Source organism: ANME-2 cluster archaeon (assembly GCA_019429385.1).
Classification (GTDB): Archaea; Halobacteriota; Methanosarcinia; order Methanosarcinales; family Methanocomedenaceae; genus Methanocomedens_B.
On the sequence record JAHYIS010000003.1, the window covers coordinates 69,717 to 94,949 of the forward strand.

General features: G+C 47.9%; 24 protein-coding genes. 15 read left to right on the forward strand and 9 right to left on the reverse strand.

Annotated features, from left to right (window positions below):
* Positions 1-26: 26 nt before the first annotated feature.
* From K0A89_02115 to K0A89_02145, 7 genes are all read left to right on the forward strand, one after another.
* A complete protein-coding gene (locus K0A89_02115) occupies positions 27-2,576 on the forward strand; it encodes a molybdopterin-dependent oxidoreductase (GenBank protein ID MBW6517282.1) in 2,550 nt (849 codons plus the stop codon).
* The gene (locus K0A89_02120; GenBank protein MBW6517283.1) at positions 2,577-3,302 is read left to right on the forward strand and encodes a 4Fe-4S dicluster domain-containing protein; all 726 of its coding nucleotides are present in this window, start codon (positions 2,577-2,579) and stop codon (positions 3,300-3,302) included. It begins immediately after the preceding gene.
* Positions 3,303-4,412, forward strand: a complete 1,110-nt coding sequence (gene nrfD, locus K0A89_02125) for a polysulfide reductase NrfD (GenBank protein ID MBW6517284.1) — start codon at positions 3,303-3,305, stop codon at positions 4,410-4,412. It abuts the gene before it with no gap.
* A 78-nt stretch (positions 4,413-4,490) separates the two neighbouring features.
* Positions 4,491-5,123: a molecular chaperone TorD family protein gene (locus K0A89_02130; GenBank protein ID MBW6517285.1), complete on the forward strand. Its 633-nt coding sequence runs from the start codon at positions 4,491-4,493 to the stop codon at positions 5,121-5,123.
* Between the two features lie 171 nt (positions 5,124-5,294).
* The gene (locus tag K0A89_02135; GenBank protein MBW6517286.1) at positions 5,295-6,350 is read left to right on the forward strand and encodes a 4Fe-4S dicluster domain-containing protein; all 1,056 of its coding nucleotides are present in this window, start codon (positions 5,295-5,297) and stop codon (positions 6,348-6,350) included.
* 407 nt (positions 6,351-6,757) lie between these two features.
* Positions 6,758-7,300, forward strand: coding sequence for an RNA 2',3'-cyclic phosphodiesterase (thpR, locus tag K0A89_02140; protein ID MBW6517287.1), 543 nt, complete (start codon positions 6,758-6,760; stop codon positions 7,298-7,300).
* A gap of 10 nt (positions 7,301-7,310) precedes the next feature.
* On the forward strand, positions 7,311-8,711 hold the full coding sequence (locus tag K0A89_02145) for a CCA tRNA nucleotidyltransferase (GenBank protein ID MBW6517288.1): 1,401 nt from the start codon (positions 7,311-7,313) through the stop codon (positions 8,709-8,711).
* On the opposite strand, the gene K0A89_02150 is transcribed toward K0A89_02145, so the two are convergent.
* Genes K0A89_02150 through K0A89_02160 form a run of 3 tightly spaced genes read right to left on the reverse strand, consistent with a single transcriptional unit; the run spans position 8,677 to position 10,676 of the window.
* Positions 8,677-9,714 (reverse strand): histone deacetylase, encoded by a 1,038-nt coding sequence (locus K0A89_02150; GenBank protein MBW6517289.1) that lies wholly within the window; start codon positions 9,712-9,714, stop codon positions 8,677-8,679. The two genes, K0A89_02145 and K0A89_02150, sit on opposite strands and share 35 nt — an antisense overlap.
* Positions 9,715-9,753: 39 nt before the next feature.
* Complete coding sequence (locus K0A89_02155) at positions 9,754-10,089, reverse strand: DUF2111 domain-containing protein (GenBank protein MBW6517290.1); 336 nt, start codon at positions 10,087-10,089, stop codon at positions 9,754-9,756.
* A gap of 50 nt (positions 10,090-10,139) precedes the next feature.
* A complete protein-coding gene (locus K0A89_02160) occupies positions 10,140-10,676 on the reverse strand; it encodes a 6-pyruvoyl tetrahydropterin synthase family protein (protein MBW6517291.1) in 537 nt (178 codons plus the stop codon).
* 17 nt (positions 10,677-10,693) lie between these two features.
* On the opposite strand from K0A89_02160, the gene K0A89_02165 reads away from it, so the two are divergent.
* Positions 10,694-11,464: a TRAM domain-containing protein gene (locus tag K0A89_02165; protein MBW6517292.1), complete on the forward strand. Its 771-nt coding sequence runs from the start codon at positions 10,694-10,696 to the stop codon at positions 11,462-11,464.
* Positions 11,465-11,532: 68 nt separating this feature from the next.
* On the forward strand, positions 11,533-11,910 hold the full coding sequence (locus K0A89_02170; protein MBW6517293.1) for a hypothetical protein: 378 nt from the start codon (positions 11,533-11,535) through the stop codon (positions 11,908-11,910).
* A gap of 61 nt (positions 11,911-11,971) precedes the next feature.
* On the opposite strand, the gene K0A89_02175 is transcribed toward K0A89_02170, so the two are convergent.
* Both K0A89_02175 and K0A89_02180 read right to left on the reverse strand, forming a co-directional pair.
* On the reverse strand, positions 11,972-13,021 hold the full coding sequence (locus K0A89_02175) for a (Fe-S)-binding protein (protein ID MBW6517294.1): 1,050 nt from the start codon (positions 13,019-13,021) through the stop codon (positions 11,972-11,974).
* Positions 13,018-14,397 carry an FAD-binding protein gene (locus tag K0A89_02180; protein ID MBW6517295.1) on the reverse strand — a complete coding sequence of 460 codons (1,380 nt, stop codon included), beginning with the start codon at positions 14,395-14,397 and terminating at the stop codon, positions 13,018-13,020. The genes K0A89_02175 and K0A89_02180 overlap by 4 nt, the downstream gene beginning before the upstream one ends.
* A gap of 121 nt (positions 14,398-14,518) precedes the next feature.
* Here K0A89_02180 and K0A89_02185 point away from each other — a divergent pair, with 121 nt between their 5' ends.
* Entirely contained in the window at positions 14,519-15,031 is a 513-nt protein-coding gene (locus K0A89_02185) for a deoxyuridine 5'-triphosphate nucleotidohydrolase (protein ID MBW6517296.1), read from the forward strand.
* 76 nt (positions 15,032-15,107) lie between these two features.
* On the opposite strand, the gene K0A89_02190 is transcribed toward K0A89_02185, so the two are convergent.
* From K0A89_02190 to uppS, 3 genes are all read right to left on the reverse strand, one after another.
* A complete protein-coding gene (locus K0A89_02190; protein MBW6517297.1) occupies positions 15,108-16,400 on the reverse strand; it encodes a hypothetical protein in 1,293 nt (430 codons plus the stop codon).
* Positions 16,401-16,467: 67 nt separating this feature from the next.
* A complete protein-coding gene (locus K0A89_02195) occupies positions 16,468-17,793 on the reverse strand; it encodes a hypothetical protein (GenBank protein MBW6517298.1) in 1,326 nt (441 codons plus the stop codon).
* 65 nt (positions 17,794-17,858) lie between these two features.
* Positions 17,859-18,794, reverse strand: a complete 936-nt coding sequence (gene uppS, locus K0A89_02200) for a di-trans,poly-cis-decaprenylcistransferase (GenBank protein MBW6517299.1) — start codon at positions 18,792-18,794, stop codon at positions 17,859-17,861.
* A 199-nt stretch (positions 18,795-18,993) separates the two neighbouring features.
* Between uppS and artA the strand changes: the two genes are divergently transcribed.
* From artA to K0A89_02225, 5 genes are all read left to right on the forward strand, one after another.
* Positions 18,994-19,872 (forward strand): archaeosortase A, encoded by an 879-nt coding sequence (gene artA / locus K0A89_02205; GenBank protein ID MBW6517300.1) that lies wholly within the window; start codon positions 18,994-18,996, stop codon positions 19,870-19,872.
* 2 nt (positions 19,873-19,874) lie between these two features.
* A complete protein-coding gene (locus K0A89_02210) occupies positions 19,875-20,525 on the forward strand; it encodes a phosphatidylserine decarboxylase (GenBank protein MBW6517301.1) in 651 nt (216 codons plus the stop codon).
* Positions 20,512-21,222 carry a CDP-diacylglycerol--serine O-phosphatidyltransferase gene (gene pssA / locus K0A89_02215; protein MBW6517302.1) on the forward strand — a complete coding sequence of 237 codons (711 nt, stop codon included), beginning with the start codon at positions 20,512-20,514 and terminating at the stop codon, positions 21,220-21,222. Before K0A89_02210 ends, pssA begins: the two co-directional genes overlap by 14 nt.
* 184 nt (positions 21,223-21,406) lie before the next feature.
* Entirely contained in the window at positions 21,407-22,078 is a 672-nt protein-coding gene (locus K0A89_02220) for an endonuclease V (GenBank protein ID MBW6517303.1), read from the forward strand.
* 22 nt (positions 22,079-22,100) lie between these two features.
* Positions 22,101-23,498 carry an MFS transporter gene (locus K0A89_02225; GenBank protein ID MBW6517304.1) on the forward strand — a complete coding sequence of 466 codons (1,398 nt, stop codon included), beginning with the start codon at positions 22,101-22,103 and terminating at the stop codon, positions 23,496-23,498.
* A gap of 10 nt (positions 23,499-23,508) precedes the next feature.
* On the opposite strand, the gene K0A89_02230 is transcribed toward K0A89_02225, so the two are convergent.
* Positions 23,509-24,678, reverse strand: a complete 1,170-nt coding sequence (locus tag K0A89_02230; protein ID MBW6517305.1) for a hypothetical protein — start codon at positions 24,676-24,678, stop codon at positions 23,509-23,511.
* Positions 24,679-25,233: the final 555 nt, after the last annotated feature.

Consider the following 25,233-nt stretch of genomic DNA (forward strand, 5'->3'; position numbering starts at 1 on the left):
ATTACGAAAAAACCTGAGGATATAGTATGAACATTTCGAGACGGTCATTTTTAAAAGTAGTTGGCGCTTCAACTGCCGGTGTCGCTGCAGGAATTACAACACACCCAATGTTGACAACTCTTGCTGAAACTGATACCACAAATTCTACGAACCTCCTTTCAGGAGGAGGATGGAAAGCCACTACCTGTCAGGGCTGTACGTCATGGTGTGCCAAACAGGTATATGTGGAGAACGGACGGGCCATCAAGGTCAGGGGGAATCCCAACTCTAAAGTGAACGGTGCCGCCAGCTGTCCAAGGGCACATCTTGGATTGCAGCAGGTCTATGATCCCGACAGGACAAAGACCCCTATGAAACGTACCAATCCAGTGAAAGGCAGGAATGAAGACCCAAAGTTCATACCCATATCCTGGGATGAAGCACTGGATACCATAGCTGATAAATTAATAGAACTCAGGCAGAACAATGAATCCCACAAGTACCTGCTCCTGAGAGGACGTTACTCTTTTATGGCTGATATCCTTTACAGCCGGACGACCAAAATAATCGGGTCTCCCAATAACATATCCCACAGTTCTATTTGTGCCGAAGCTGAGAAGTTCGGCCCCTATTATACAGAAGGTGAATGGGATTACCGGCAATATGATGTGGAAAACACCCGTTACATACTCCTGTGGGGAGCTGACCCGATAGCTACCAACAGGCAGGTTTCCTATTATCTGAGCGTATGGGGAGAGATCCTTGACAGAGCTCAGGTGGCCGTTGTAGACCCGCGGTTATCAGCGACTGCCACAAAAGCTGATGAATGGGTGCCCGTCAAACCTGGGCAGGACGGAGCACTGGCAGTTGCTATAGCACACGTGATACTGACCGAAGGATTATGGAGCCGTGAATTCGTTGGTGATTTCACCGATGGCACCAACAGGTTCGCAGCTGGCCAGGAGGTCAATGAGGAAGACTTTGAGGAAGTACACACCTACGGGATAGTAACATGGTGGAACAGGGAACTCAAGGACAGGACACCTGCATGGGCATCTGAAAAGACCGGGCTCCCTGAAGACCAGATACGACGGGTAGCACTGGACTTTGGAAGAGCTGCCCCCTTTGCCATTTCATGGGTCGGCGGAGGTCCGGTAATGCAGACCAGAGGTGCTTATGCAAGTATGGCCTGCCATGCTTTGAACGCTCTTGTCGGTTCGGTGGACAACCATGGCGGGACCATGAAAGCAAATAAAGCATATTATACCTCATTCCCGAGCGAAAAGGAGTTCCTTGATGATATTGCCCATGAAGGGTCTGGTAACAAAAAAATAGACCACCGGGGAACAAAGCAATTCCCTGCCCTGAAAGATGGAAAGTCAGGTGGCGGTGTGATGACCAATTATGTCGCTGATGCCATTATCAATGACGATCCCTATGACATCAAGGTAGTCATAGGATATATGAACAACTTCGTATTTTCCGCACCCCAGACAGAACGCTGGGTAAAGGCACTCTCCAAGATACCGTTCCTGGTGCACCTGACCACAAATGCATCCGAATTCTCATGGTTCGCAGATATCGTGCTGCCGGCATGTAACCATATGTTCGAGAAGTGGGGATATGTACCGGTCCATTCGAACGGGTATACCCATGTCACTTTGCTCCAGCCAGTTATCGAACCGCTCTGGGATGTGAAGATCGATGAGACAGAGATTCCCTGGCTGATCGCCGAGAAACTGGCAGAGAGGGGCTTTGACAACTTACTGAGGCATTTCAAGGAATACATAGACCCTGAGACCGGGAAAGCACCCACGAATGCAAAGGAATTCGCATTATATGCCTTGAAATATGCCACCCAGGACCTCTGGGACCCCGACAAATACAAAGGGGGAGACAGATTCAACGGATGGGAAGATTTCAGGTCGACCGGAGTGTGGAACTCAGACCCCTATTCATTCAAAAAGAGGTGGAGTGACATGAACACCAGCACAAAGAAGTTCGAGTTCTACAGTAAGACCCTTGAGAAAGCACTGACCGGACATGCTGAAAAACACAAGACCACCGTGGATGACATAATGGCTACCTGCAATTACCAGGCGAGAGGGGATATGGCATATATCCCCCATTATGAAGAACCATACATGATGGGAAGCGAAACTGAATTCCCGTTCGTCCTGGTGGACCACAAATCCAGGCTTAACCGGGAAGGAAGGTCTGCCAATTGTGAATGGTACCACGAGATAAAGGATGTGGACCCCGGTGATACCTCAAATGAGGATGTGGCCAAGATAAATCCGCTGGATGCACAAAAACTCGGCATTGGTACCGGCGATAAAATCCGGCTTGTATCTCCCACAGGCCAGCTGGAATGTACAGCAAAACTATGGGAGGGGACCAGACCCGGGACGGTCGCCAAATCCTATGGCCAGGGGCACTGGGCATACGGGAAAGTGGCATCCAGGGAGTTTGGTAAAAAACCTCTTGGTGGAAACAATAATGATATAATCCCGGCCGAATACGATCGTTTGAGTGGTTCCTCTGCATTTTATGCAAATGCCAGGGTTAAGGTAGAGAAGGTGCAGGAGGTGGATTAAATGACAAGATATGCCATGGTAATAGATCTTCAACGGTGTGCCGGTTGCGGTGCATGTATCATCACCTGCAAGAACGAGAACAACCTTCCAAAGGGTATCACATGGTCCAGCAGGATCACCAGGACATCAGGTACGTTCCCGAACGTGAGATTTGATTATATCCCCACACTCTGCAATCATTGTGAGAAAGCACCCTGTGTGAAGACATGCCCCACAAAGGCAATGCACAAGAAAGAGGGAGATATCACCATGCATGATGCAAATAAATGTATCGGCTGCAAAGCATGCATGGCTGCATGTCCGTATGGTGTGATATACTTCAACTGGGAAGAACCCCACAAACAATGGAAGAACACTACAGCAACAATAGAAGGATGTACATCTTCTCCTGCAGAGGTCGTTTCGAAATCCGGAGGGAATACGTTACCCTACTATAATAAGGACCGAGCAGGTACCCTGCCCGGTATAAGGCCAAAGGGGATCGTGGAGAAATGTACCCTGTGCGACCACAGGATCGAGAAAGGGGAACTGCCCTATTGTGTGGAGGGATGTCCGGCCAATGCAAGGATAATCGGGGACCTGGACGATCCTAATAGTGAAGTGAGCCATCTTCTTGGTAAGTATGCTCCAACACGCCTGAGGGAGAACATAGGTACTGAACCAAAGGTGTTCTATATCAGGGATTTTAATCCGGCTGCATATTCAAAAACCAAAGGAGGTCTCTAAATGAAAATCACTAAGACCATGGAAGCTGCCTGGTTCGGATTGCTAATACTGGCTATACTGGCCGGTCTCTATACTGTTCTTAAAGCGTTCCAGGAAGGGCAGGTGATATATGGAGGTACTGATACACTGTTCTGGACCATTCCCCTGGCGGCTTACACATATTTTGCTTTGATAAGTACCGGTCTGGCATTCGTGGCATCTGCTTCAATAATATTCGGTGTGGAACGATATAAGCCATTAGTAAATCGTGCATTATTCGTGGCTATTGCCGCTTTTGGAGCAGGGATAATTGCGATCATTATGGAGCTCGGTTACCCGGGGAATATCATGAACTATATCACATCTCCTAATTTGACTTCTTCCATATGGTGGGAGACGGTTATGTTGAGTGTTTTCTTCATATTCCTGCTTGTGAATTTCTGGATGGTGCAAAAAGGTAAAAAAGCCATGGTTCCAGCTGTGGTTCTGTTCATATTTGCCATAGGTTCGTCATCTACCTTAGGTGGTTCATTCGGGCTTGTGGAGTCCAGACCTGCCTTCTTCGGTGAGTTCATGCCTGTATACTTCCTGTTTACCGCATTATTGGGTGGTATAGCAGGAATAGTATTTGTGACCCTTATCTACCACAATGTCACAAGTAAAACAATACCAGAAGAACAAAAGACACAAATGAATAAAGTAGGAAGGGATATGGCCATTGTTACCGGGTTCGTCCTGATCATTTTCATATCCAGGACCATCATTAAGATGTATTCCAATTCGACCGGGTTTGCAGGATTCGAGCATATTTTTACCCACTGGCCCTATTACTTTGAACTGGGACTGGGATTGCTCCTGCCAATATTGTTGATGGCAATTCCATCAGTCCGTGCTTCTGTTAAAGGTAAGGTTATAGCATCATTCCTTGTCCTTATTGGTATATTAGCAGGCAGGATATCCCTCCTGATGTCCGGACAGGTTAACCTGACCGGTTCTGTTCCGGTTGGGCTATCTGAAATACAGACATATTCACCAACCATTTGGGAATGGCTGGTTCTGATATTCGCTATGTCTACAATGCTTCTGATTTATACTCTGGGGGAGAAGTATTTAAATTTAGAGACAACGTAATAGGCGATAGCTCTTGGTAAGTATGGGGCCCGATACGGGTCCATACCTACCATTGATTGAGATTATGAGGAGTGAAAAATGAACGAAAACGATTTTTTAATTCATGAAAAGGCCAGAGGTGATGTGTATAGATTTCTTTCACAGTGCTACCGTGGGCCTGACCATGACCTTATTGAAAAAGTGAACGACCTGCAAAAAGCTGCAGATATCATTGACCCTGGCACGGGAAGTATCTTCCCAAGTATTGAAAAACTCAACGAATTACTGATAGACCACTCACAGCTGTTTGTCGGGCCTTTCAAATTGCAGGCCCCCCCCTATGGCTCCGTATACCTGGAAGGGGAGAGGAAGGTCATGGGCAACTCAACCCTGGATGCGATCAGAAGATACAAAGCAGCCGGACTGGATATCTCAGACGACCACAAAGAATCACCGGACCATATTACTGTTGAACTGGAATTTATGTATTACCTCATCCATAAAGAGTTGCAGGTAATCAAACAGGCCGATATAGAAGGTACCCTGGATAACCTGAATGTGCAGGTCCGGTTCCTTCAGGACCATCTTGGCGCATGGGTGCCTGGATTTTCAGATAATATCGAACAAAATACCGGCACCGGATTTTATAAGAACCTGGCCGGGTTCACAAGAGCTTTTATTGAAAAAGACATGGCCGACCTGAGAGAAACAATAGATGGACTTTCATCGTGATGTCTATTGAAAGATCACATTGCATAGGTACAGTGATGTATTGAACTTCCCCTGAAAAGGCTGTATGTCGGACAACTAACTATATATTGGTAATTTAATATATATCTGTCATGGAAATCCCGTGACCTTTTCAACCGGGATTTCTTAATGACCAGGCAGGTTTTATACACAATGGGAACCGGTATATTTGGATTTCTTAAAGTACTTGATGGGATATCTGATAAGGATCTGGTGAATATCGATATCAAAAAATGTATACGATATCTCAATAAGCATTCATCCTGTTCAAGATGTCAGGAAAATTGTCCTACCGGTGCGATAAGACTTGATGGGCAGGATATCAGGATCGATGGCTTCTTATGTACCGGCTGTGGAATTTGTTTGAATGTTTGCCCGAACCCGGTATTTTCACTTAAGGATATTGAACCGGGAACAGTAGTTAAAGCGGCAAAAGACAGTGAATTGATAACCATATGCTGCTCTGGAAAGGGCACATCCCTTCAGGTCCCTTGCCTTGGGTTCTTGAATGAGGCTGTCCTTCTTCAGATGGCTTCAATAAATAAGGAGGTGGTGCTGAACATGTCTGCATGCCAGATGTGTGATTATTCAACAGCACGTGAAATAATCCTCGGTCACATTGATGCGGCAAATTCAGTGCTCCAGTGTTTCCTGGTGAAACGTCAGATCAAAGTAAAGGATGACGACACTGCTATTAAACCTGAACATGAATCCTTTACACGGAAATTCATCACCCATTTCTCTGATCGAAAACCCTGTTACGGATACTCCAGGCAGTCAATGTTCATTGATGCATTGAAGACATTGGGCCCTGCCAGTCTGAAGGTCATGGACGCAGGGAATCTGCCATTTGGTACTATCGAGGTCAGGTCATCCTGTAATGGATGTGGGATATGTGTTGCCGTATGCCCCATGGATGCCATAACCATTGAAAAGAATGATGATTTCCTCTTGATGTTCAAACCTTTCCTGTGTACCGGTTGCGGTCTGTGCAGCCAGCTGTGCCCGGAAGGTTCCCTATGTCCCGGAACAGATATCGACCTTGATGTTCTGTTCAGGGAAAAAACGACCAAAGTCATACAGATAAAAAGAGTGAAATGTAAAGAGTGTGCAACGTTGTTTGTTCCGTCTTACGAACAGCTGCTATGTGCTTCCTGTAAAAAGAACAAAGATATTGAAGATTCTTTTTTTTCACACAAACAGCAATGATGAATACTTGATTTTGATACACTTCGATATTGGGTGGCTATCATAGCTATCATTTGGATTTATTGCGGTGCTTGATAAAAAAACCGTTGTTTATTTCAGGTTGAGAGAAGAGGAAGGAACAGAGCCAAAGGTATTTTACATCCGGAGCTTCAGCCATTCCGGACATGTGTGAAATGCCACAAGAGCAATCCTGATGGCGGGCCGGACCTGTGTCCAAGGATAAAGGTCACCCAAAAATATTCAAGGTATGGTCCGCTATCAGGAACGGTTGGCATAACATATGAATGAGGACCTGCAAAAGGGTCCATCTTTTTTTTATATTCCAGAATTCACATTGCAATTATCCAGGAATCTTTCATTGAACACTATATTTAAATCATTCTCGCCCTTAGTTGAATGTAACATATATGATCCGCACATTCATAGCCGTAGAACTCCCGCACGACATGACAGAGGCCATCCGAACGATCCAGCAGGAGATGGATTTCAAAGGTTTGAAACTGGTAGAGCCCGACCTGGTGCACCTGACTATGAAATTCCTGGGTGACATACCGGAATCACAGGTGGAACCCATTTCCCAGGCCCTTGCCGGTATTGACTGCCCCCCGTTCCCTGCCATGATCGCAGGGGTTGGCGTGTTCCCCAAGCCTGCATACATGAAAGTGATATGGCTGGGTGCACGGGGTGAGTTCGAACATTTGCATGGGGAAGTGGAGCGTACCCTCAAAGAGTTCAGGTTCAAGAAGGACCGCGGGAAATTCACGGCTCATGCCACCCTGGCCCGGGTCAGGCATCTGGATGAGCCAACTAAGGAACATCTGGCACAGGTACTGACCGGGTTGCAGGATGTGGACCTGGGCGAGTTCACGGTCGAACACATCACAGTTAAAAAGAGCACACTAACGCCCAGGGGACCCATATACGAAACCCTGAAGAAAATCCCACTATAACAATACAAACATGACTAAAAACAACATATTGACAGAGATCCTGGGCAGAATAAAACCCACTGCGCATGAACAGCAAAGGATGCACAAAGTTGCAGACCAGATCATATCACTGGTTGACCAGGCGGCCGCTGGTTCGGGCTTACCTGATGTTTCAGGTGCGCTTGTAGGTTCTGCTGCAAGGGGAACCTGGATATCGGGTGAACATGACCTGGATATTTTCATCATGTTCCCTGAGGAAACATCCAGAGAAGAACTGAAAACCATGGGACTGAGAATTGCCAGGCAGGTGGCGTCCAATGCTGTTCGGTTTGAAGAACGTTATGCAGAGCATCCATACATTCATGCATATTTTGGCGATTTTGAGGTGGACCTTGTACCCTGCTTCAGGGTCGGGAGTGCAGCGCACATAAAATCCGCAGTTGACAGGACACCTTTCCATAATCTGTTCATTCTTGAAAGGATAAAGGGACTGGAAGATGAGGTGCTGTTGCTCAAACAGTTCATGAAAGGCGCAGGTGTGTACGGTTCAGACCTCAGGACCGGCGGGTTCTCGGGATACCTCGCAGAATTACTCATCATCCATTACGGTACGTTCGCCGGTGTACTTGAAGCTGCAGATAGCTGGAAACCCGGCATTACCATAGACATTATGGAACATGGGGACAGGAAGCATACTGACCCGCTGGTTATGGTGGACCCCACCGATCCGGGCAGGAATGTCGCAGCGGCACTGACACTGGACAGGTTTGCAGGGTTCATTGACAGGGCACGGCAATACCTGGTTCCTTCTGTAATTGAACCGCTGGAACAGTTCCTTCCTGGAATGTTGGAACAATTCTTTCCCTCTCAGGAAACACCCATGAGTGATGTGGAATTCGACTTCATTACCGGTACACGCGGGACATCCCTGGTGGCCGTGGTCTTTGACAGGCCAGATGTGGTTGAGGACGTGCTCTATCCCCAGCTGTTCATGCTGCACGGCAGTATTACAGAACTGCTGTCACGGTATGGATTCCAGGTCCTGAACAGTGATGTATGGGCTGGTGACGGGGAAGCGGCTGTAGTGCTGGAAATGGAAGTGCAGCAACTACCACCCGTAAAAAAACACCTGGGACCACCTGTCTGGGAAAAGTCCCATGCCGGAAGCTTCAAACTGAAGTACCTGCAAAATAAGGGTTTATCAGAGGTATATATCGAGAAAGGCAGGTATGTTGTGGATGTGCATCGAAAATACACGGATGTAGCCGAACTTTTACGCAATGAGCTCCATACATGCCGGTTGGGTAAACACGTGGGCAAGAATATACAAACGGGCTTCAAAGTGTTGCAGGGCAGGGAGTTACTGGAAATCGATTCTCAAAGGTTCAGGGAATTCCTTACAGGGTTTTTCCACCTGAATGCAGGTCAATAACTTTCTCTACGAGATGGCGTGTAGAGGCTGATACGTCTCTCATTTCAGTGACTTCTCCCATCTCCGGAACATCACCCATTTCACCAAGAAGGGCCCTGAATATCATGACCACCGAATCTGACAGTGCACCATAATCATACCCCCCTTCCAGTGCAAGTACCAGTTTCCCGCTACAAAGTTCTTCTGCAAGCAAACGAACCACCCCGGTCATCTGTCCAAAACCTGCAGAGGTCAGGTTCATGCCTGCCAGGGGGTCGTTCCTGTGCCCGTCCTGCCCTGCACTCACCAGAATGATGTCTGGCCTGAATTTACGGGCGGCAGGTGCCAGAATCTCATTGAACACATACAGATAATCAGCATCGTTGGCACCCCCGGGCAACGGTACATTGATAGTATATCCTCTGCCCTCCCCCACTCCAATCTCATCCACCCTTCCCGTACCCGGATAATGGGGGTACTGGTGAATGGAAAAATAGAGCACCGAACTGTCCTTGTAGAATGCCCGCTGGGTGCCGTTGCCGTGATGCACGTCCCAGTCAACGATTAGTACCTTTCCCAACCCTTTTTGTTGCGCATACCTGGCCGCTATTGCCACATTGTTGAACAGGCAAAAACCCATACTCCTGTCCGGCTCGGCGTGATGGCCAGGAGGGCGCACCAGGGCAAATACACTGTCCATCCCATCCAGGACCGCATCCACTCCCACTATAACACCGCCGGCAGCCAGCAAAGCAACCTCATACGAGCGAATACTGGTCGGTGTATCCCTGTCCAGGGCCATTTTCTTCGATGAAAAGTCCCTCACGATACGAATATGGTCAGAAGTATGTACCAGTTGTAATTGTTCAATGGAAGCATGAACCGGTTTTACAGGACTTAGCAGGTCAATAAGATGAGAATCGCCCAGGCGATTCATAATGGCCTTCAAACGCCCGGCATTTTCCGGATGCATGCCTGTATCATGCTCCAGGTAATCCTTAGAATATACAATTCCCACCTGCATGCAAGTACAAACAGCAGGATACGTAATAAATGTTACAAATCAGAGTCGGGTCAGGTCAATAAAACCTGCAAGGTTAACGACACCTATTGCGCCGACGACCTCTCCATTGCTGTCCTTGATCGGAGAAACGACGACAGGAACATCCTTATACGGACCTTTGTCTGCAAATCCGTGTATGGTCTTGCCTTCCTCCATTGCTCTCTCAAGGTAAGCCCCAGTGTAATTATAATCAAGAACCTTATTATTCTCTATCCTGATGCCTTTTTTATTCTTGCTTCTCATGGTAATAGGCAGTCCGACAGCAGAAAATATGGCCATAGCTATCGGTTCTAACTCCTGCGCCGTAGAATCCCTGGTAATTGCTATTCCGACCATTTTTTTACACCACGTTCCAGATGAAATAAACTATACTTAAAGGCTCCGAATCATCCGCGCATTTTTTCAAGGTCCATAGTACACCCGGCACCCTGTCCGATTCCCTCATCCACCCTGACATGCAGGCCGGTAATATTACCCGTAGACCCATTCTCCATAATTCCCACTGATAGTTCATGTAAGAAATACTTACAGAGGTCTTCAGCGCTGACTGAATGTATTGGCAGCAGCAATACATCATCCTGAGGCAGGACATAGTGTTTACAGCTTTTTACGATCTCCACGGTATAATGTCCGTTCTCTTCAGTTATCTTCAACCGCGGGTCATCTTTTGCAACCAGTACCCTGTGGTCAAGCCGGTCACAGATATCCTTGACAATATCTTTGAGTACCATGAAATCAATTATGAACTCCCCTGCCTGGGTTCCTTCAACACGCACGCTAACCGCATATGTATGACCGTGCAACCGCCCGCATTTCGGATGGTCAGGTATCAGATGACTGGCAGAAAATCTGAGCTTTGCCATCCAGCCATCAAGTTCAATAAACAATTTCGTATCACCAGGGAGAGGTTTAAGGGTTTCCATACCAATAAACTCTTTGTATGGCCCGAAACCAGAAAGACTATTTCTACCACAAAGCAAAGAACGAGGGGTATCGTTCCAGAGCTTCTTATAAACTGGACCAGATCAATAAAAAGCACAACGTCATCAAAGCCGGAGATTCGGTAGTGGACCTGGGCGCTGCTCCGGGGGGCTGGCTGCAAATGGCAAAAGAACTGTCTGGCGGAAGGGTTGTTGGTGTGGATCTGCAAAAGATAAAGCCCATTGATGGTGTGGAGACCATTAAAGGTGACATCACTCGAGACACTACACTTAATAAGATCGAGGAGATCATTGGCGAGCACGGGGCCGATGTGGTGATATGCGATGCGGCACCTAACCTGACCGGCAGCTGGGACCTTGACCATGGCCGCTCCATTGCCCTAAGTGAATCTGCATTAGCAATTGCAAAAAAGCTATTAAGACCGGGAGGCAACTTTGTGGTCAAGGTGTTCCAGGGAGATATGTTCAAAGATTTCCTGGATGAAGCGAAGGAGAATTTCGTGTATTTACGCTCATTTACGCCCCGAGCCTCACGCAAAGAAAGCGCTGAGATATATGTGATAGGAAAGAAGTTCCTGTCAACTTTGATCAAGAAGGGCCAGGAATATGATGTGGATATCCTGGAAATCGGTGACCAGGGGGATGGCATTACCAGGGTCGGAGATTTTGTGGTATTTGTACCGGATACGAAGCTGGGACAGCACATCAGGGTACGGATCACTGATGTGAAACCGAATTTTGCTTTTGCAGACATTATAGAAATAGGGTGACCAAAAAATCTCACAATTATTATTATCATGACAAAAGTTTAATTTCTATCAGGTACATTTAATACTATATGTCACTTCCTACATTCTGCCCAAAAACAGGTTCTGGTTCGTGTATCGGTGATAGATGCCCTGTGTATGTCACGGACTGGCGGTCCAAAGATGAATACTGCAATGTGGGTTATTATCCGGACCACGAACGCTCTTCCCAGGGCGAACCAGTAGTAGATAATTATGCATCTGCCTTTAAAGTAAATATGAAGCACAAAAGTGATGTTCATACCCGGTTGGACCTGAATTCGATGTTGCACGGATTGCAGGAATGTGAGGAAAATGCAGCCAATCCAGAGGTTGAAGTCGCAAAACCAAAAAATAAAGTACACAGAACAATGAACCTTATGAACCTGGGTGATTTGTCAGATGACTATGAAGCTCAATTTTGGGCGTAAAAGTATTGGTAGAGCGCTATAATGTGATTACTTATTATTATCGATACCAGTCCTAACAGGTCTACCCTTCCTTTTTCATTGCCATGGATATCAGTTCTGCCAGGTCCATCACAGTAATCCCGGCATCGGATAGGTTCCTGAAACATAAAGGGCATGACGTAACCACATAGTCAACACCGCCGGGAATATTATTCGTCAGTTCTTCTGTAATAAAGCCAGAGAGTTCCGGATATCCCAATCTGACACCACCCCCGCCACCGCAGCAACTGGCATTCTCCTTTGAAGCTTTCATCTCAACAAGGGTGCAGACCTTTTCAATAACGTTTCTTGGAGCATCATATATCCCGTATGTCCTGCCCAGGTGACACGGGTCATGATAGGTTACCGAGATGTCACATTGACCCAGAGATAGCTCATCAAGCCTGTCATCCAAAAACTCTGAAAAGTGCAGAACATCAAAGGCCTGGTATTGTTCCCTGAACATCGAATAACAGCCGGCACAACCAACAATTATCGTATGTGCACCTGCTTCCCTGAACAACCGGGAATTATGTTCGATCACACCTGACGCGTCCAGTCCCATCCTGAACAGTGGTGAACCACAGCACTGCTCATTCTCCAGGAATCCAACCCCGAACGTTTCCAGGATCCTGTATGTCGCCGTTGCCGTAGATGGATACCTGTATGAAGCCAGGCAGCCTGCAAAATATACATACCCGGAATCGCCGGGAACCCGGGGTGCGGTCATCCATGCGGTCCTTGCTGATTCATCGCCCAGCGAGTTTCCCGTGTTCCTGATACGCTCCTGCATTTCCAGCTGGTGAGGTGTTGCATGGCCCAAACCTACCAGTTTACGCCGTGCTGCCCTGGTCACCTGCTGCGGATTTGCCCCAGAGGGACATACAGTCACACATTGCTGGCAGGTAGTGCATGTCAATATACTCGTTACCATTCCCGCTGATGGTTCAAGCCCTGAAGCCATTCCCATTGCCATGTGCATCCTCCCCCTGGCTCCGGAAGATTCCCAACCTTGCACCTGCTGCGTAGGACATACCGTACGGCAGCGGCCGCATCGCACACATTTGACAATTTCTCCCAGGTATTCCCTCATTCCAGGCCCACCTTCAGGGGATTCATAATATTATGAGGGTCAAGTGCCTTTTTTATGGAGTCCATAACATCCATTGCACCACCGTGCTCCTGGTTCATGTATATCCCGCGGGCACCTCCTATACCGTGTTCTCCCGACACGGTGCCATTGAGCCGCAGAGCCGCACGATGGATGTCGTCGGCCGTCTTCTTCAGCACTTCCCACTGCTCTTTATCAAGTGTATCAATAGCCATCCCCGTGTGCAGGTTGCCGTCCCCGGCATGGCCGTATGTCATTATGGTAAGACCATGCCTGTCTGAAATGCTGCGTATCTCCCTGAGCATCTCAGGAATTGCGGACAATGGGACCGCCACATCTTCACCGATATAGACCCGGGTCTTGCCAGGACTCAGCCGCGTAACCGCAGCACCTGCCAGGCGGCGGGCAGCCCACAGTTCCTTCATCTCCGGTTCGGAATATGCAATGGTAACATCAAAAGCTCCAAGTTCGCGGCAACAACCAGCCACCCTGGCCGCGCCGGATTCAACACTGCAAGGGGCACCGTCCACTTCGATAAGCAACAGAGCTTCACATTCAGGGATACACAGGTTTGTATCATACGTATTGACTGCCAGGATGGTGGTACGGTCCATCAGTTCGCATGCAGATGGCATGATACCCTTCTCCATTATGGCTGGCACGGTACGGCCGGCAGCTTCCAGGTCATTGAAATGGGCCAGCACTGCCGCACGGGCCTCAGGTAATGGGTGTATCTTCAACCTGGCCCTGGTGATGATACCCAGCGTGCCTTCCGAACCTACCATCAGGGCGGTGAGGTCATATCCGGATGCGGATTTCATCACCTTGCCACCGGTCAGGATGACTGCCCCGTCCGGCATGACCACTTCAAGGTCCAGCACGTAATCAGTGACTGTACCATATTTTACTGAGCGCATGCCGCTGCCCCTGTTGGCTATCAGCCCGCCCAGGGTGCACATTTCGCTGCTGCCCGGGTCAGGGGGGAAAAAGAAACCGTGGGTTTCAAGTGCACGGTTCAGGTCAGCGTGGATGAGTCCCGGCTCAATTAGTACCTGCAGGTTCGGGATATCGATCTCAAGTATCCTGTTCATCCGGCCCATGTCCAATACGATGCCGCCGCACAGTGGTACTGCTCCACCTGCCAGGCCGGTACCCGCGCCCCTTGCAATAACAGGAATGCGGTGTTTTTGGGCCAGTTTTACAATTTCTGAAACTTCGGCAGTTGTGCTGGGCATGACCACATAATCCGGGGTACCCTTAATGTACGAAGCGTCAGAGGAATAACAATACAATTCTGCCGGGTCATTGGAAACGCGGGATGAGGTGACAATGTCCTGAAGCCTGGTGAAGATGTCCATGATACTTTTCCTTTTTTGCCATCGTGGGTACAGTAGTATTGAGTACAAATTTGATATATGTTTGGCAATCCGGACCTGAATCAATAATCATAAAAACCATCAGGATGTTTAGAGACCTATTATGACAATGCTCTCAAAACAGGAACTAACGGCCGCAATGAACACCCGGCCACCACTGGTGGAACAGATGATAGACCCCAGTATACAGACCCAGCCTAACGGTCTTGAGCTGACCCTGCAAAGTGTCCACAGTTTACAGGGCCCGGGGTCTGTTGCTTTTGATAACAGTGAACGTATCCTGCCTGGTACCAATCTTCTTGATTTTGATGTGGATGGGTGGCTTCACCTTGACCCTGGCATCTACAAGGTCATCTATAACGAAGTTGTGAACATCCCGGAAGGACTGGCTGCCATTGCCAGGGCACGGTCCAGCCTGCTGCGCTGTGGTGTGGCCCTGGAGACCGCTGTATGGGATGCCGGATACAGCGGGCGCAGCGAGAGCTTACTGGTAGTGCATAATCCTGATGGTTTCAGGCTTAAGCGTAATGCCAGGGTGGTGCAGCTAATCTTTTTCAAACTCAGCAGTGATGTAAGCGAAGGCTACAGCGGTATCTACCAGAATGAAAATAAATAGAACAAGAATCGGGAAAATTGTCCTATAAAGGAATGATGTGAAAAAAAAGAGAACAGGGGTCAAAGAAAAGGTCCGGTTAAGGCCTATTTCTCATGACCAGTCCTGCTGTTAAGAGTACCATTAAACTGAACAATACCCCGATGGAAGGTGACCCGTATTCGGGGATATCCCTCTGGCCACCATTTCCTGTATTCCTTGAGCTTGACGGTACTTCGGTCTTGATGATATAGGCATTTCCACCGGTTCCAAAAGACTTGGTCTGTCCTGCCAGTATAAATCCTCCATCAGAGGTCTGGGCTACCGAATAGCCATAATCGTCATTCTCTCCGCCAAAGACCTGGCTCCACTGCTCATTTCCATCACTGTCCAGCTTCAGGAGATACACGTCATTTGCTCCATATGTGTACTGGTTGGTCTTACCGACAATGATATAACCTCCGTCCCTGGTGTTCTGGATAGACCGGGACTCTTCGATGGTATCACTTGCTCCAAAGAACTTCTCCCAGACTTTTTTACCCTCAAGGTCAAGCTTGATGACATATACATCAGAATTAGCCAGCACATTTTTTGATTTGGAATGCCCGGTTACAACATACCCGTCCCTTTGCTGGACAATTGAATATGCCTGGTCGTCATTGTTACCGCCAAAACTGGATGTCCATTTCACATTGCCATTGGAATCTGTTTTTATGACATACACATCATAACTTCCATCCCCGTTCGACCGGGTATATCCTGCAATGACATATCCATTATCCGACGTCTGACGGATGTCATAAGCGCCGTCCTCCAGCCCGCCGCCAATGCTTTTGTCCCATTGTTTGTTTCCGCTGGAGTCGAGTTTGATAATATATACATTACCGTCAATGATGTTCAACCATGATTGTCCGGCCGCAATATAACCGCCATCAGAGGTCTGGATTATGGACTCGCATATATCGGTCTGTCTGCTGCCATAATGCTTATCCCACTGGAGATTCCCGGAAGAATCCAGTTTCAGAATATAGTAATCAATAACTCCTACATCGAAGGAACGTGTACCTCCTCCTATAATATAACCACCGTCCGAAGTCTGCCGGATGGATTTGGCAAAGTCTATTTTCGGTCCTCCGTAGTTATGCTCCCATACCACATCACCCGATGAGCTAAGCTTAACCACGTAAACATCTTCAGTGTTACTCATACGTTTCGTCATACCGGCAGCAACATACCCGCCGTCTGAGGTCTGTACAACGTCATAAAAAATCTCTTCCCGGTTTCCGCCCAGGTCTGCTGCCCAGTCAGCCCTGGGTGCTGTATCCGCAGATACAGCCAGCGGTGTGAGCAATAATAGTGCAAAAAAGAGAGCACTCATCATTTTATATCTCATAATGTTTTTCACCAGTATATGATTTATACGAACCACTATTAATAATCTTTTACAGATTGACGTGAAATTACTTTAAACGCTCAATAATTCGCTGTTTCTTGTCAATAGCTATCCGGGCAGCTTCATCGACCCTGTCACACATGACCTTGAAGTCCAATGGCTCCGCCTCACCAACCAGTTTTTTTATGGGGGTATAGGCAGATTCCCTGAACCTTGGAGAAAAGTCCACGGTCCTGCCGTCAATCTCAAGTTTTGCACCGCTGCCATGCCCAACCCTGCCGATCATATCTGCTGCAATACCTTTTGAACCAAGCACGGAAAGGATGGCATCAGCAGCATCAGCAGGAGCAATTATCAAGAGCGCATCAAGGGATACTCCCAGGTAATCGATCTCAAGTTCTTCGAGCATTGACAGAACCGAAGGATTCACCAGCGGTCGGATACGCTCTTCCCGGAACACCAGTTCTACACCCGCGGTCCTTGAGATCTCCTTAGCATCGCCGCGTACTCCACCGTTGGTCACATCCGTCATGGCATGGATGCGTTCCAGCAGTCCTGCATCCATAATAGCTTCACAGGCCTCTATGAATTTGAGATTAATGGTCTCATCGACAATCTCATGTTTACCATAATAGAGAGCCGTGGTCGAGATAGTGCCGCCGCCTGCCCCTTCAGTCATAAGTATAACGTCACCTGGTTCGGCCAGTATCCTTGCAGAGACGGTCCCGGTGATACCGACTGCGCCCACACCGCCGGTCATACGCTCACCAATGACCATATCCCCCCCTATGCGCAGGGTACTGCCTGTTATAAGAGGTACACCGGTCAGTTCTGAAACGGTTGTTATACCTGCAATGTGGTCGAATATCTTGCCCACATCCCCGTCATCGGCAACATGGATGTCGGACAGCATAGCCAGCGGCCTGGCCCCCATTGCATAGATATCACGAAGCGCAGCCCTTGCCACATGGAAACCAGCCAGGAATGGGTAATCGCTGAGCCTGCTATGGATACCGTCCACCGTCACCACCAGATACTCACCGTTGCCGGTCCTGACCACTCCCGAATCGTCCAGGTGCGATGTATCCACTTCCGCCGATGTTTTGCCTATCACCCGTGCTATCTGCTCGTGGGTATAGAAATCGCCCATTCCCCGGCTGCCAACACCAAATTGCCCCATGGTAATGCCTGAGGTGACCGGTTCAAAAATATCTCCTTTCGGTTCCAGGGTGGCGCTGGCTTCCACCATAACTGCATGGGCTAATTCTTGTGCATGCTGTTCGGTAACATTCCCGCCCTTGATCTCACGTATGCGACGGGCAAGTCTTTCCTCTATCTGCCCCTCACTCTCACCCGATAACAAAGCGCGTTTAGCATAACCTTCAATGTCCATGTCCAGAGGGATGCATATATTGATTATTAAAGGTTCTTAAAATCGTACTATGGTATTACCCGGTATTACCACACCAGAGAAATACTTTTCAGTTCCCTGCTGCGATCCAGCTCTTTCAATATCACTCGCACTTCCTGGTCAGTGATGTTACCTGCCCTCTGGCTCATGCGGACCACCTGGCTCACCTCGATCCGACCGGTGTGGCTGAGCAATTTGACAATACGCAGTACTGTATTTTTCTGCCATTCATGCTCTCTTGTCTGGTACGTACGTATGGAGCGAAGGAAATCTATCTTCCGGAATTCGGGCCAGTACGGTGCACAGAAATAAGCTGCACATTCGCTGCCATTGGCCTGCCAGGGCAGGAAATTGGACATTCTCTCATCACCGCCGGTCCTGATTATCAGGTCAACGTCAGGCACTGCCAGGCCGGGAGATGGATAGAGATGGGATGAAATTACCTCTTCATTAATATCTGATACTGTCATTTCACCGCTGGAGATCTTGCCGGCGAGGGTCTGTGCGGTATCCACGATTTCCTGGCGGCCTCCGTAAGCCATGGCAATATTCAGGTACAGGTTGCTATAATTCCTGGTCATGTCCTCTGCACATATCCCTGTCTGCTTAAGAGCTTCAGGCAGCAGGTCGATATTCCCCAGCATCCTGACCCGCATACCTCTCCTATGAGTACGCTCATCATCCATTAATTCCTCCAGCTTTAAGCCCATAAGTTCAAACAGTTTCTGCTTTTCATCCTCTGAACGGTTCAGGTTCTCGGTAGAGAATGCATAGACGGTTAATTGTTTCACGCCCAGTTCATAGCACCAGTCAAGTACTCTTTCAGTGGTATTCGCACCCTTGATATGACCCTGCCAGGTGCTCATTTTCAACTTACGGGCATACCTGCGGTTCCCGTCCATGATAATTGCAATATGTTCTGGTACCCTGAACTCCTTAATCTCATGGGTGAGCAAATATTCATACCCTGAATAAAGGAACATATCAACGCTTCTTTTAACCACGCCTAAAGCACTTTGCATACCAGTAATCATAGAGATTCAATATACAAATAGTTATTTGATTAAAATGATAGATTAATATGATTTGAATGTTTTAAATATGCTGTTGTATCAGTGGTTATGAATTATATATATGGAACATCAATAAGAAAGGTAACTAATAAACCCGGGTTTTTAAAACATGACTGCAAACTTTCTCTGGATATCACTGGTCTTTTTCACCATTGCGTCTGTGCTCCCTCATAAATTCAAGCTGCAACGAATGCCTGTCGGTGCTATCGGATGGATATTCTTTGCACTTTATTGGGCATTACAGCCTATCTATTACCTGAAAGAAGGCGACATTTCAATGGTACTGCTGATGTTGGTGGTGGCGTTTTTTTGCCTCATAATTGCACACCTGATGATAGGTACTTATGTAATGACAAAAAAAGGCATACCACTGGATAATCCAATCGACAGACCAAAGACATTACTGGCTGTTACCACGGTCACTGCCATAGGGTGTCTGTTCTATTTCCCTTTTGCTCAAATTGAATCTTTGAATCATTTAATCATAAGTACGGTTACCTCGCAGACGTTCTGGCTTTCACAGCAGGTGGGATTCCCTGTGGAAAGGGCGGATTGGAATATGATCCGGCTCGGAATATACCGGGTCGAGATAATACTGGCATGTACTGCTATCGAAAGTATCGCCCTGTTCTTCGGCCTCATATTAGGGACAAGAGCAGAAGCCAAGAAGGTTTTGCTGGCATTACTGGCATCCATTCCTGTAATTTATATCCTCAATGTTATCAGGAACACATTCGTGATAGGAGCTTACGGGTATGAATGGTTCGGGAGCGGGCCCATGATAGTGAACCTGTTTGGCCATGAATATTTCCTGCATGATTCGGCCAGCTTCTACATAAGCCACCACCTGATAGCCAAAGGCGGGTCAGGTATAGCATTGTTCTTCATTGCCTATGCAGTATTGAAAACTCTCCCCGAACTACTGGACCTCATCGAGGAAATCTGGCAACTGGTAAAGGTTGACTTGAACCACCTCAGGGGTGGGTAGGGATTCTTGCCCGCAATACCGGGACACTGATCACGGGATTGTTCGTCACTGCCCTTGTCCTGGCACTGGCAGCCCTTATATTATCTTCGACCTTGCTGGCCAGGGAATCGGCGCTGGTATTTCTCCTGGATTTTTTCTTTATCTGGTTCTTCAGGGACCCGGAGCGCATACCCGGAGGAGATGATACTGATGTCGTGTCGCCTGCTGACGGTAGAGTGGTAGATATCCGGGGAACTACGGTATGCATTTTCATGAACATACACAACGTGCATGTGAACCGGGCTCCCTTGAGCGGGAAGATAGTGGCAATGAAGCACACGGATGGTGGATACCTGCCTGCCTTCTGTAAGGATTCACATCGCAACGAGCGTAATTCAACATGCATAGAGTCGGATTTTGGACTGGTCAAAATGGTCCAGATCGCTGGTACGGTTACCAGAAGGATTGATTCCTATTTCAACGTGGGCGACACGGTGGTCAGGGGCGAGCGTATCGGTATGATACGATTCGGTAGCCGTGTGGATGTGACACCTCCACCAGGGTACAAACTTATGGTCAGAAAGGGGCAAAGAGTACGGGCAGCAGAAACGATTATTGCCAGTAAGATAGACTTTGATGAAAGGGAGGCAGACTGCATCCATGCATCAGAATAATGAAAATCCCAGTATTTACAAATTGATACGACTTCCTGACCTGGTGACATTGTTAAATGCGCTGCTCGGCCTGACTGCTATCCTGATGGTAGTCCAGTCACCCTCCAATGTCCTGCACGCTTCCATTCTCATTGTACTTGCGGTGATTGCCGACGGAGCTGATGGTGCAATTGCCAGGAGACTGGAATACGGGGTGCTGGGGGAGCACCTGGACTCGCTGGCCGACGTGATATCCTTTGGAATGGCACCTGTTGTGATCGCCTTCGCACTACTGGCACCCCAGTACCATTACCCAGTATGCATTATAGGGGGTGCATTCCTTGCCAGTGGTATCCTGAGACTGGCCAGGTTTGGTGTTATTGACCAGAAAGGCGGGTTTATCGGCATGCCTATCACCACATCCGGCCTGATGGTCTCCCTGTATGTGCTGGCTTTCAGTAGCGGAGAAGGACCATTGTTCTCGTACGGTCTGCTGGCTACCATGCTGCTTTTATCGGTATTGATGGTAAGCCGGATACGATATCCAAAGGTCAGGGATGCCCGCCTCATTGGAGTGATGACTGTCCTGCTGATACTGATGGTAATGTCTTTCTATCTGGGCAGTGCGCCCGGGCTTATGGTTACGGCCCGGGCAAATCTTGTGTTGATAGGGGTGTATATCCTGTCTCCGTTATTGAATTTTAGGAAAAACCGGTGATAATGGCTGTTTGTATCTGAAAATTGTGGATTATTTCATTTCCGCGGTATAAGAATTCAGGAATGTCAATAGCGGTTAAGAAATCCCCTTTTCCGGTGGTTTAAAATTCCAACCCGACAATCCTCATCAGCCCCCTCTCCTCATCAACCAAACTAATTTATCCCCGGGACATATATGCCTTGATATGGACCCTTCACTCTTCCCCTTTGACCTCTCCACCCCCTCGCTACTGCGTGTCCAGGACCTGGTCAGGCAGCGGGCTGTCCTCTATGATGACCATGCCACACCCCGGCTCATAGCAGGTGTGGACCAGGCATTCATGCAAGATACCATCATCTCAGGCATTGTGGTGGTTGACTACGGATCCTGTGAGGTGGTCGAGGAGGTATACCACAGGGCACATGTGGAATATCCCTACATCCCCACATTTCTTTCATTCAGGGAAGGGCCTGCCATTGTTTCAGCCTTCGGGAAACTGCACCATATGCCTGATATCCTGATGGTGGATGGCTGCGGTATCAACCACCCGCGCAGTGCAGGTCTGGCCACTCATGTTGGCGTGGCGCTGGATATACCTACGATAGGAGTGGCCAAGAATATACTGTGCGGGATTGGGGATGAACCTGTGGAACTGGGTGATGTGAGCCCGCTGGTCTTTGAAAACAGGCAGGTGGGGTGGCTTATCAAGTCATGCAGCAGGTGCAGACCCATCGTGGTGGCGCCCGGGAACAGGGTAAGCATGGACGGGACGCTGGATATCACGAAACACATGCTGCGCGGGCACAAACTGCCCGAACCCTGTCTGCTGGCACACAGGTATGTGACCAAGCTGGCAAAAACAATAAAGCACCTTTAGAACATCCAGACCCATCGATATCATGCAAAACGAACCGGACCCAAAGTACAAATGGCGCGCAATGTTAGTCGTATCCATTGGAATATTCATGGCCACCCTGGATGGCAGTATTGTAAATATCGCACTGCCCACCCTGACAGACTATTTCAGCACTGACATACTCACCATCGAATGGGTGATACTTTCGTACCTGGTCACCATCACAACCCTGCTGCTTACCCTGGGCCGGCTTTCTGACATGTACGGACGCAAACCCGTATTCTCTTTGGGCCTGTTGATCTTCTCTCTGGGTTCCGGGCTGTGCAGCCTGTCGGCATCAGCGACCCAGTTGATAGCCTTCCGCGTTGTACAGGGTCTGGGAGCCGCCATGGTAATGGCGAACGGTCCTGCTATTATTACGGACGTGTTTCCCCATACCGAACGGGGCAAAGCAATGGGACTTATTGGCACCGTTGTCAGTATCGGTTCAATGGCCGGACCGGCTTTGGGTGGTTTTCTTATCCACCTGTGGGGCTGGCAGAGTATTTTTTACATTAACATTCCCATAGGGCTGCTGGGAACAGTATACGCCCTCAGGATCCTGCAGACCGACCAGCCCCGTGCCTGCCAGAAATTCGATGTTCCGGGTGCCGTCTTCATGTTCATATCCCTGATATCTCTGTTATTGGTGATTACCAGGGGCCAGGAGCTGGGCTGGGATTCACCGGCAATACTCAGCCTGTCGGTCATGTTCGCAGTCTTTTTGGCAGGTTTCGTTATGGCAGAAAAAAAGGTCGACCAGCCGATGGTAGAGTTATCCCTGTTTCAAAACAGGCCGTTCTCAGCATCGAATGCCAGCGGTCTATTAAGCTTTGTTGCCATGTTCACCGTAATCCTTCTTATGCCCTACTACCTGGAAAAAATACTGGGATACAATCCCAGCCATGTGGGAATGGCGCTGATAGCCGTTCCTCTGGTCATGGCGCTGGTGGCACCCATCAGTGGCTGGATATCTGATAAGACGAATTCATTTATCCTCAGCAGTATCGGGATGGGCGTTTCGTGTCTTGCCATGTTCCTGCTGGGCAACCTGGACCAGAACGCTACGTTCCCTGACATCGTGGTCAGGCTCGGGATGATAGGACTTGGGATGGGGCTCTTCCAGTCACCCAATAACAGCATTGTCATGGGTTCAGTACCAAAAAACCGGCTGGGGATCGCCGGTGGAATGCTCGGAATGGTAAGGAACCTTGGTATGGTCACAGGGGTTGCCATTTCCGGAGCGGTTTTCACCAGCGGGTTCCAGTCCAACCAGGCTGCTGGATTAACCTACGAAGCGTCCTTCCTTGGTGGTTTCCACAACGCTTTCATGGTAGCCGCAGTGATATGCGTGGTAGGTATCATCATGTCGCTCATGCGGGGAAAAAGCAGGGAAGAATAATCTTTCGTACTTACTCTTCCAGGTCATCGATGAGTTTCATTATTTTAATGGCCTTGTGCTTGTATTTTGCGCGTATGGATTGGTACTCTTTTTCTGACAGGGCACCATCGGCATAGTCCTCATCCAGTTCATTAAGGACCTTTAACAGGGCTTTCTTCGCTGATTTGAGCTCACCTATATCGAAACGTTCCAGATCTTCTGAATCGAGCACAGAAACAGCAGACACGCTGTGCCCAACCTCCTCACTGGTTTCGATGTCTTCCCCGGACCCTTCATCATATTCCTCGGTTTCCTGTTCCAGATAAATATCTTCATCCTCTTTTGCTGGCCTGGCTTTTTTCGTTCCCTCTGTTAAGCCCTTGCCAGGAAGAGTTTTGCCCCTCAGGATAGGAATACCGATAACCAGGATAATGATCAGCAACAGGAGCAGAATTAGAGAAACACCTTCCGTGTCAATGCCTGAACGACTCAGTACAAAAGATATCTCAATAAATTGAGGCTGTGCCCAATTATATGTCATCGCCCCTTCCAGGTTCTCGACTGAATCAGCCTCTATCTTGCTGCCGTCTTCATTGACAATCCTGGTTTTCAGGTCATCTGATTTGACCAGTTTGACAACCAGTGCCGGCAAGCCGGATGCAGGGATATAGTTATAGTTCACGTTCGTGGGATATTTCAGTTTCTTGGTATAGGTCACAGATTCGGTCATTTTACCGGTAGGTTCTGCCGGCACCATGTACTGCACCCGGTACATGGGAGTCATGCCAGTTCCTGCCAGAATAGTGTCATTCCATCCGATGACGTTATCATTGACAAAATAAACATTCAAAGGAATACCAGGGGTGTTTGCAGACATCCCAAGTTTTCTCATTTCCTCATTGAATATTCCATTTGGCACCCATGAAAATATTGGTCCAGTGTAGTTTCCAGTTCCAATATTTTTGAATACGATGGTTTCAGCTACTTTTAGATAGCCTGGATTTGAAACTTGGTCAATTTCAATAAGATGTAGTACTATAACGACATTTGAACCATACGACGTGGCCGCACCACCCATTATACTCCCACCATTACTGCCACCTGTGGCATAATCTTCAAAAGCATATACCGGAGATGTAAAAAGCAGCAATACCAGGACAGACGATACAATAATGGACAGAGCCGGATCTTTTCTTTTCATTGATGAGTACTTCCTTTATATCCTAACGAGATTATGATGGTTATTTAATAATGTGACCTGCTTTTTAGTATAGTTATTCACGTGATTTTTCAGAAGTAATTTATTTTAATAAATACAAGTGAATATATATAACAATTTCTATACAGTTTTTATTATTCACTATATATAATTCTACTTAAATTGTTGTTATTGTTTCACTCACATTCTAGTCCTTCACCATAAACCCCTCAAAAACCGGGCTTTAATTAATTCTTTGTGTCTACGAATTAATAATCTCATGAGGTAAATCCCAAAAGTGAATATTTTTAAGTTAGAAGAGGCACCCCAGGAAATAGGGTAAAACGATGCAGAGCTTGTCGTTCCAATATTATCAAACTACCTCGGATGCTGCGAACTTTCACCGACATTGATATGACCATCAGGTGTATAAATAAAGGCAGATTAATGTAAACACGTTTGCTAATCTTTATCTATTCTCTGATTCTAGATTCCAAATAATTGATCGGAAAAACCGGATGCTCTGGATACATGGATAATGGTAAATGGAGAAAATAT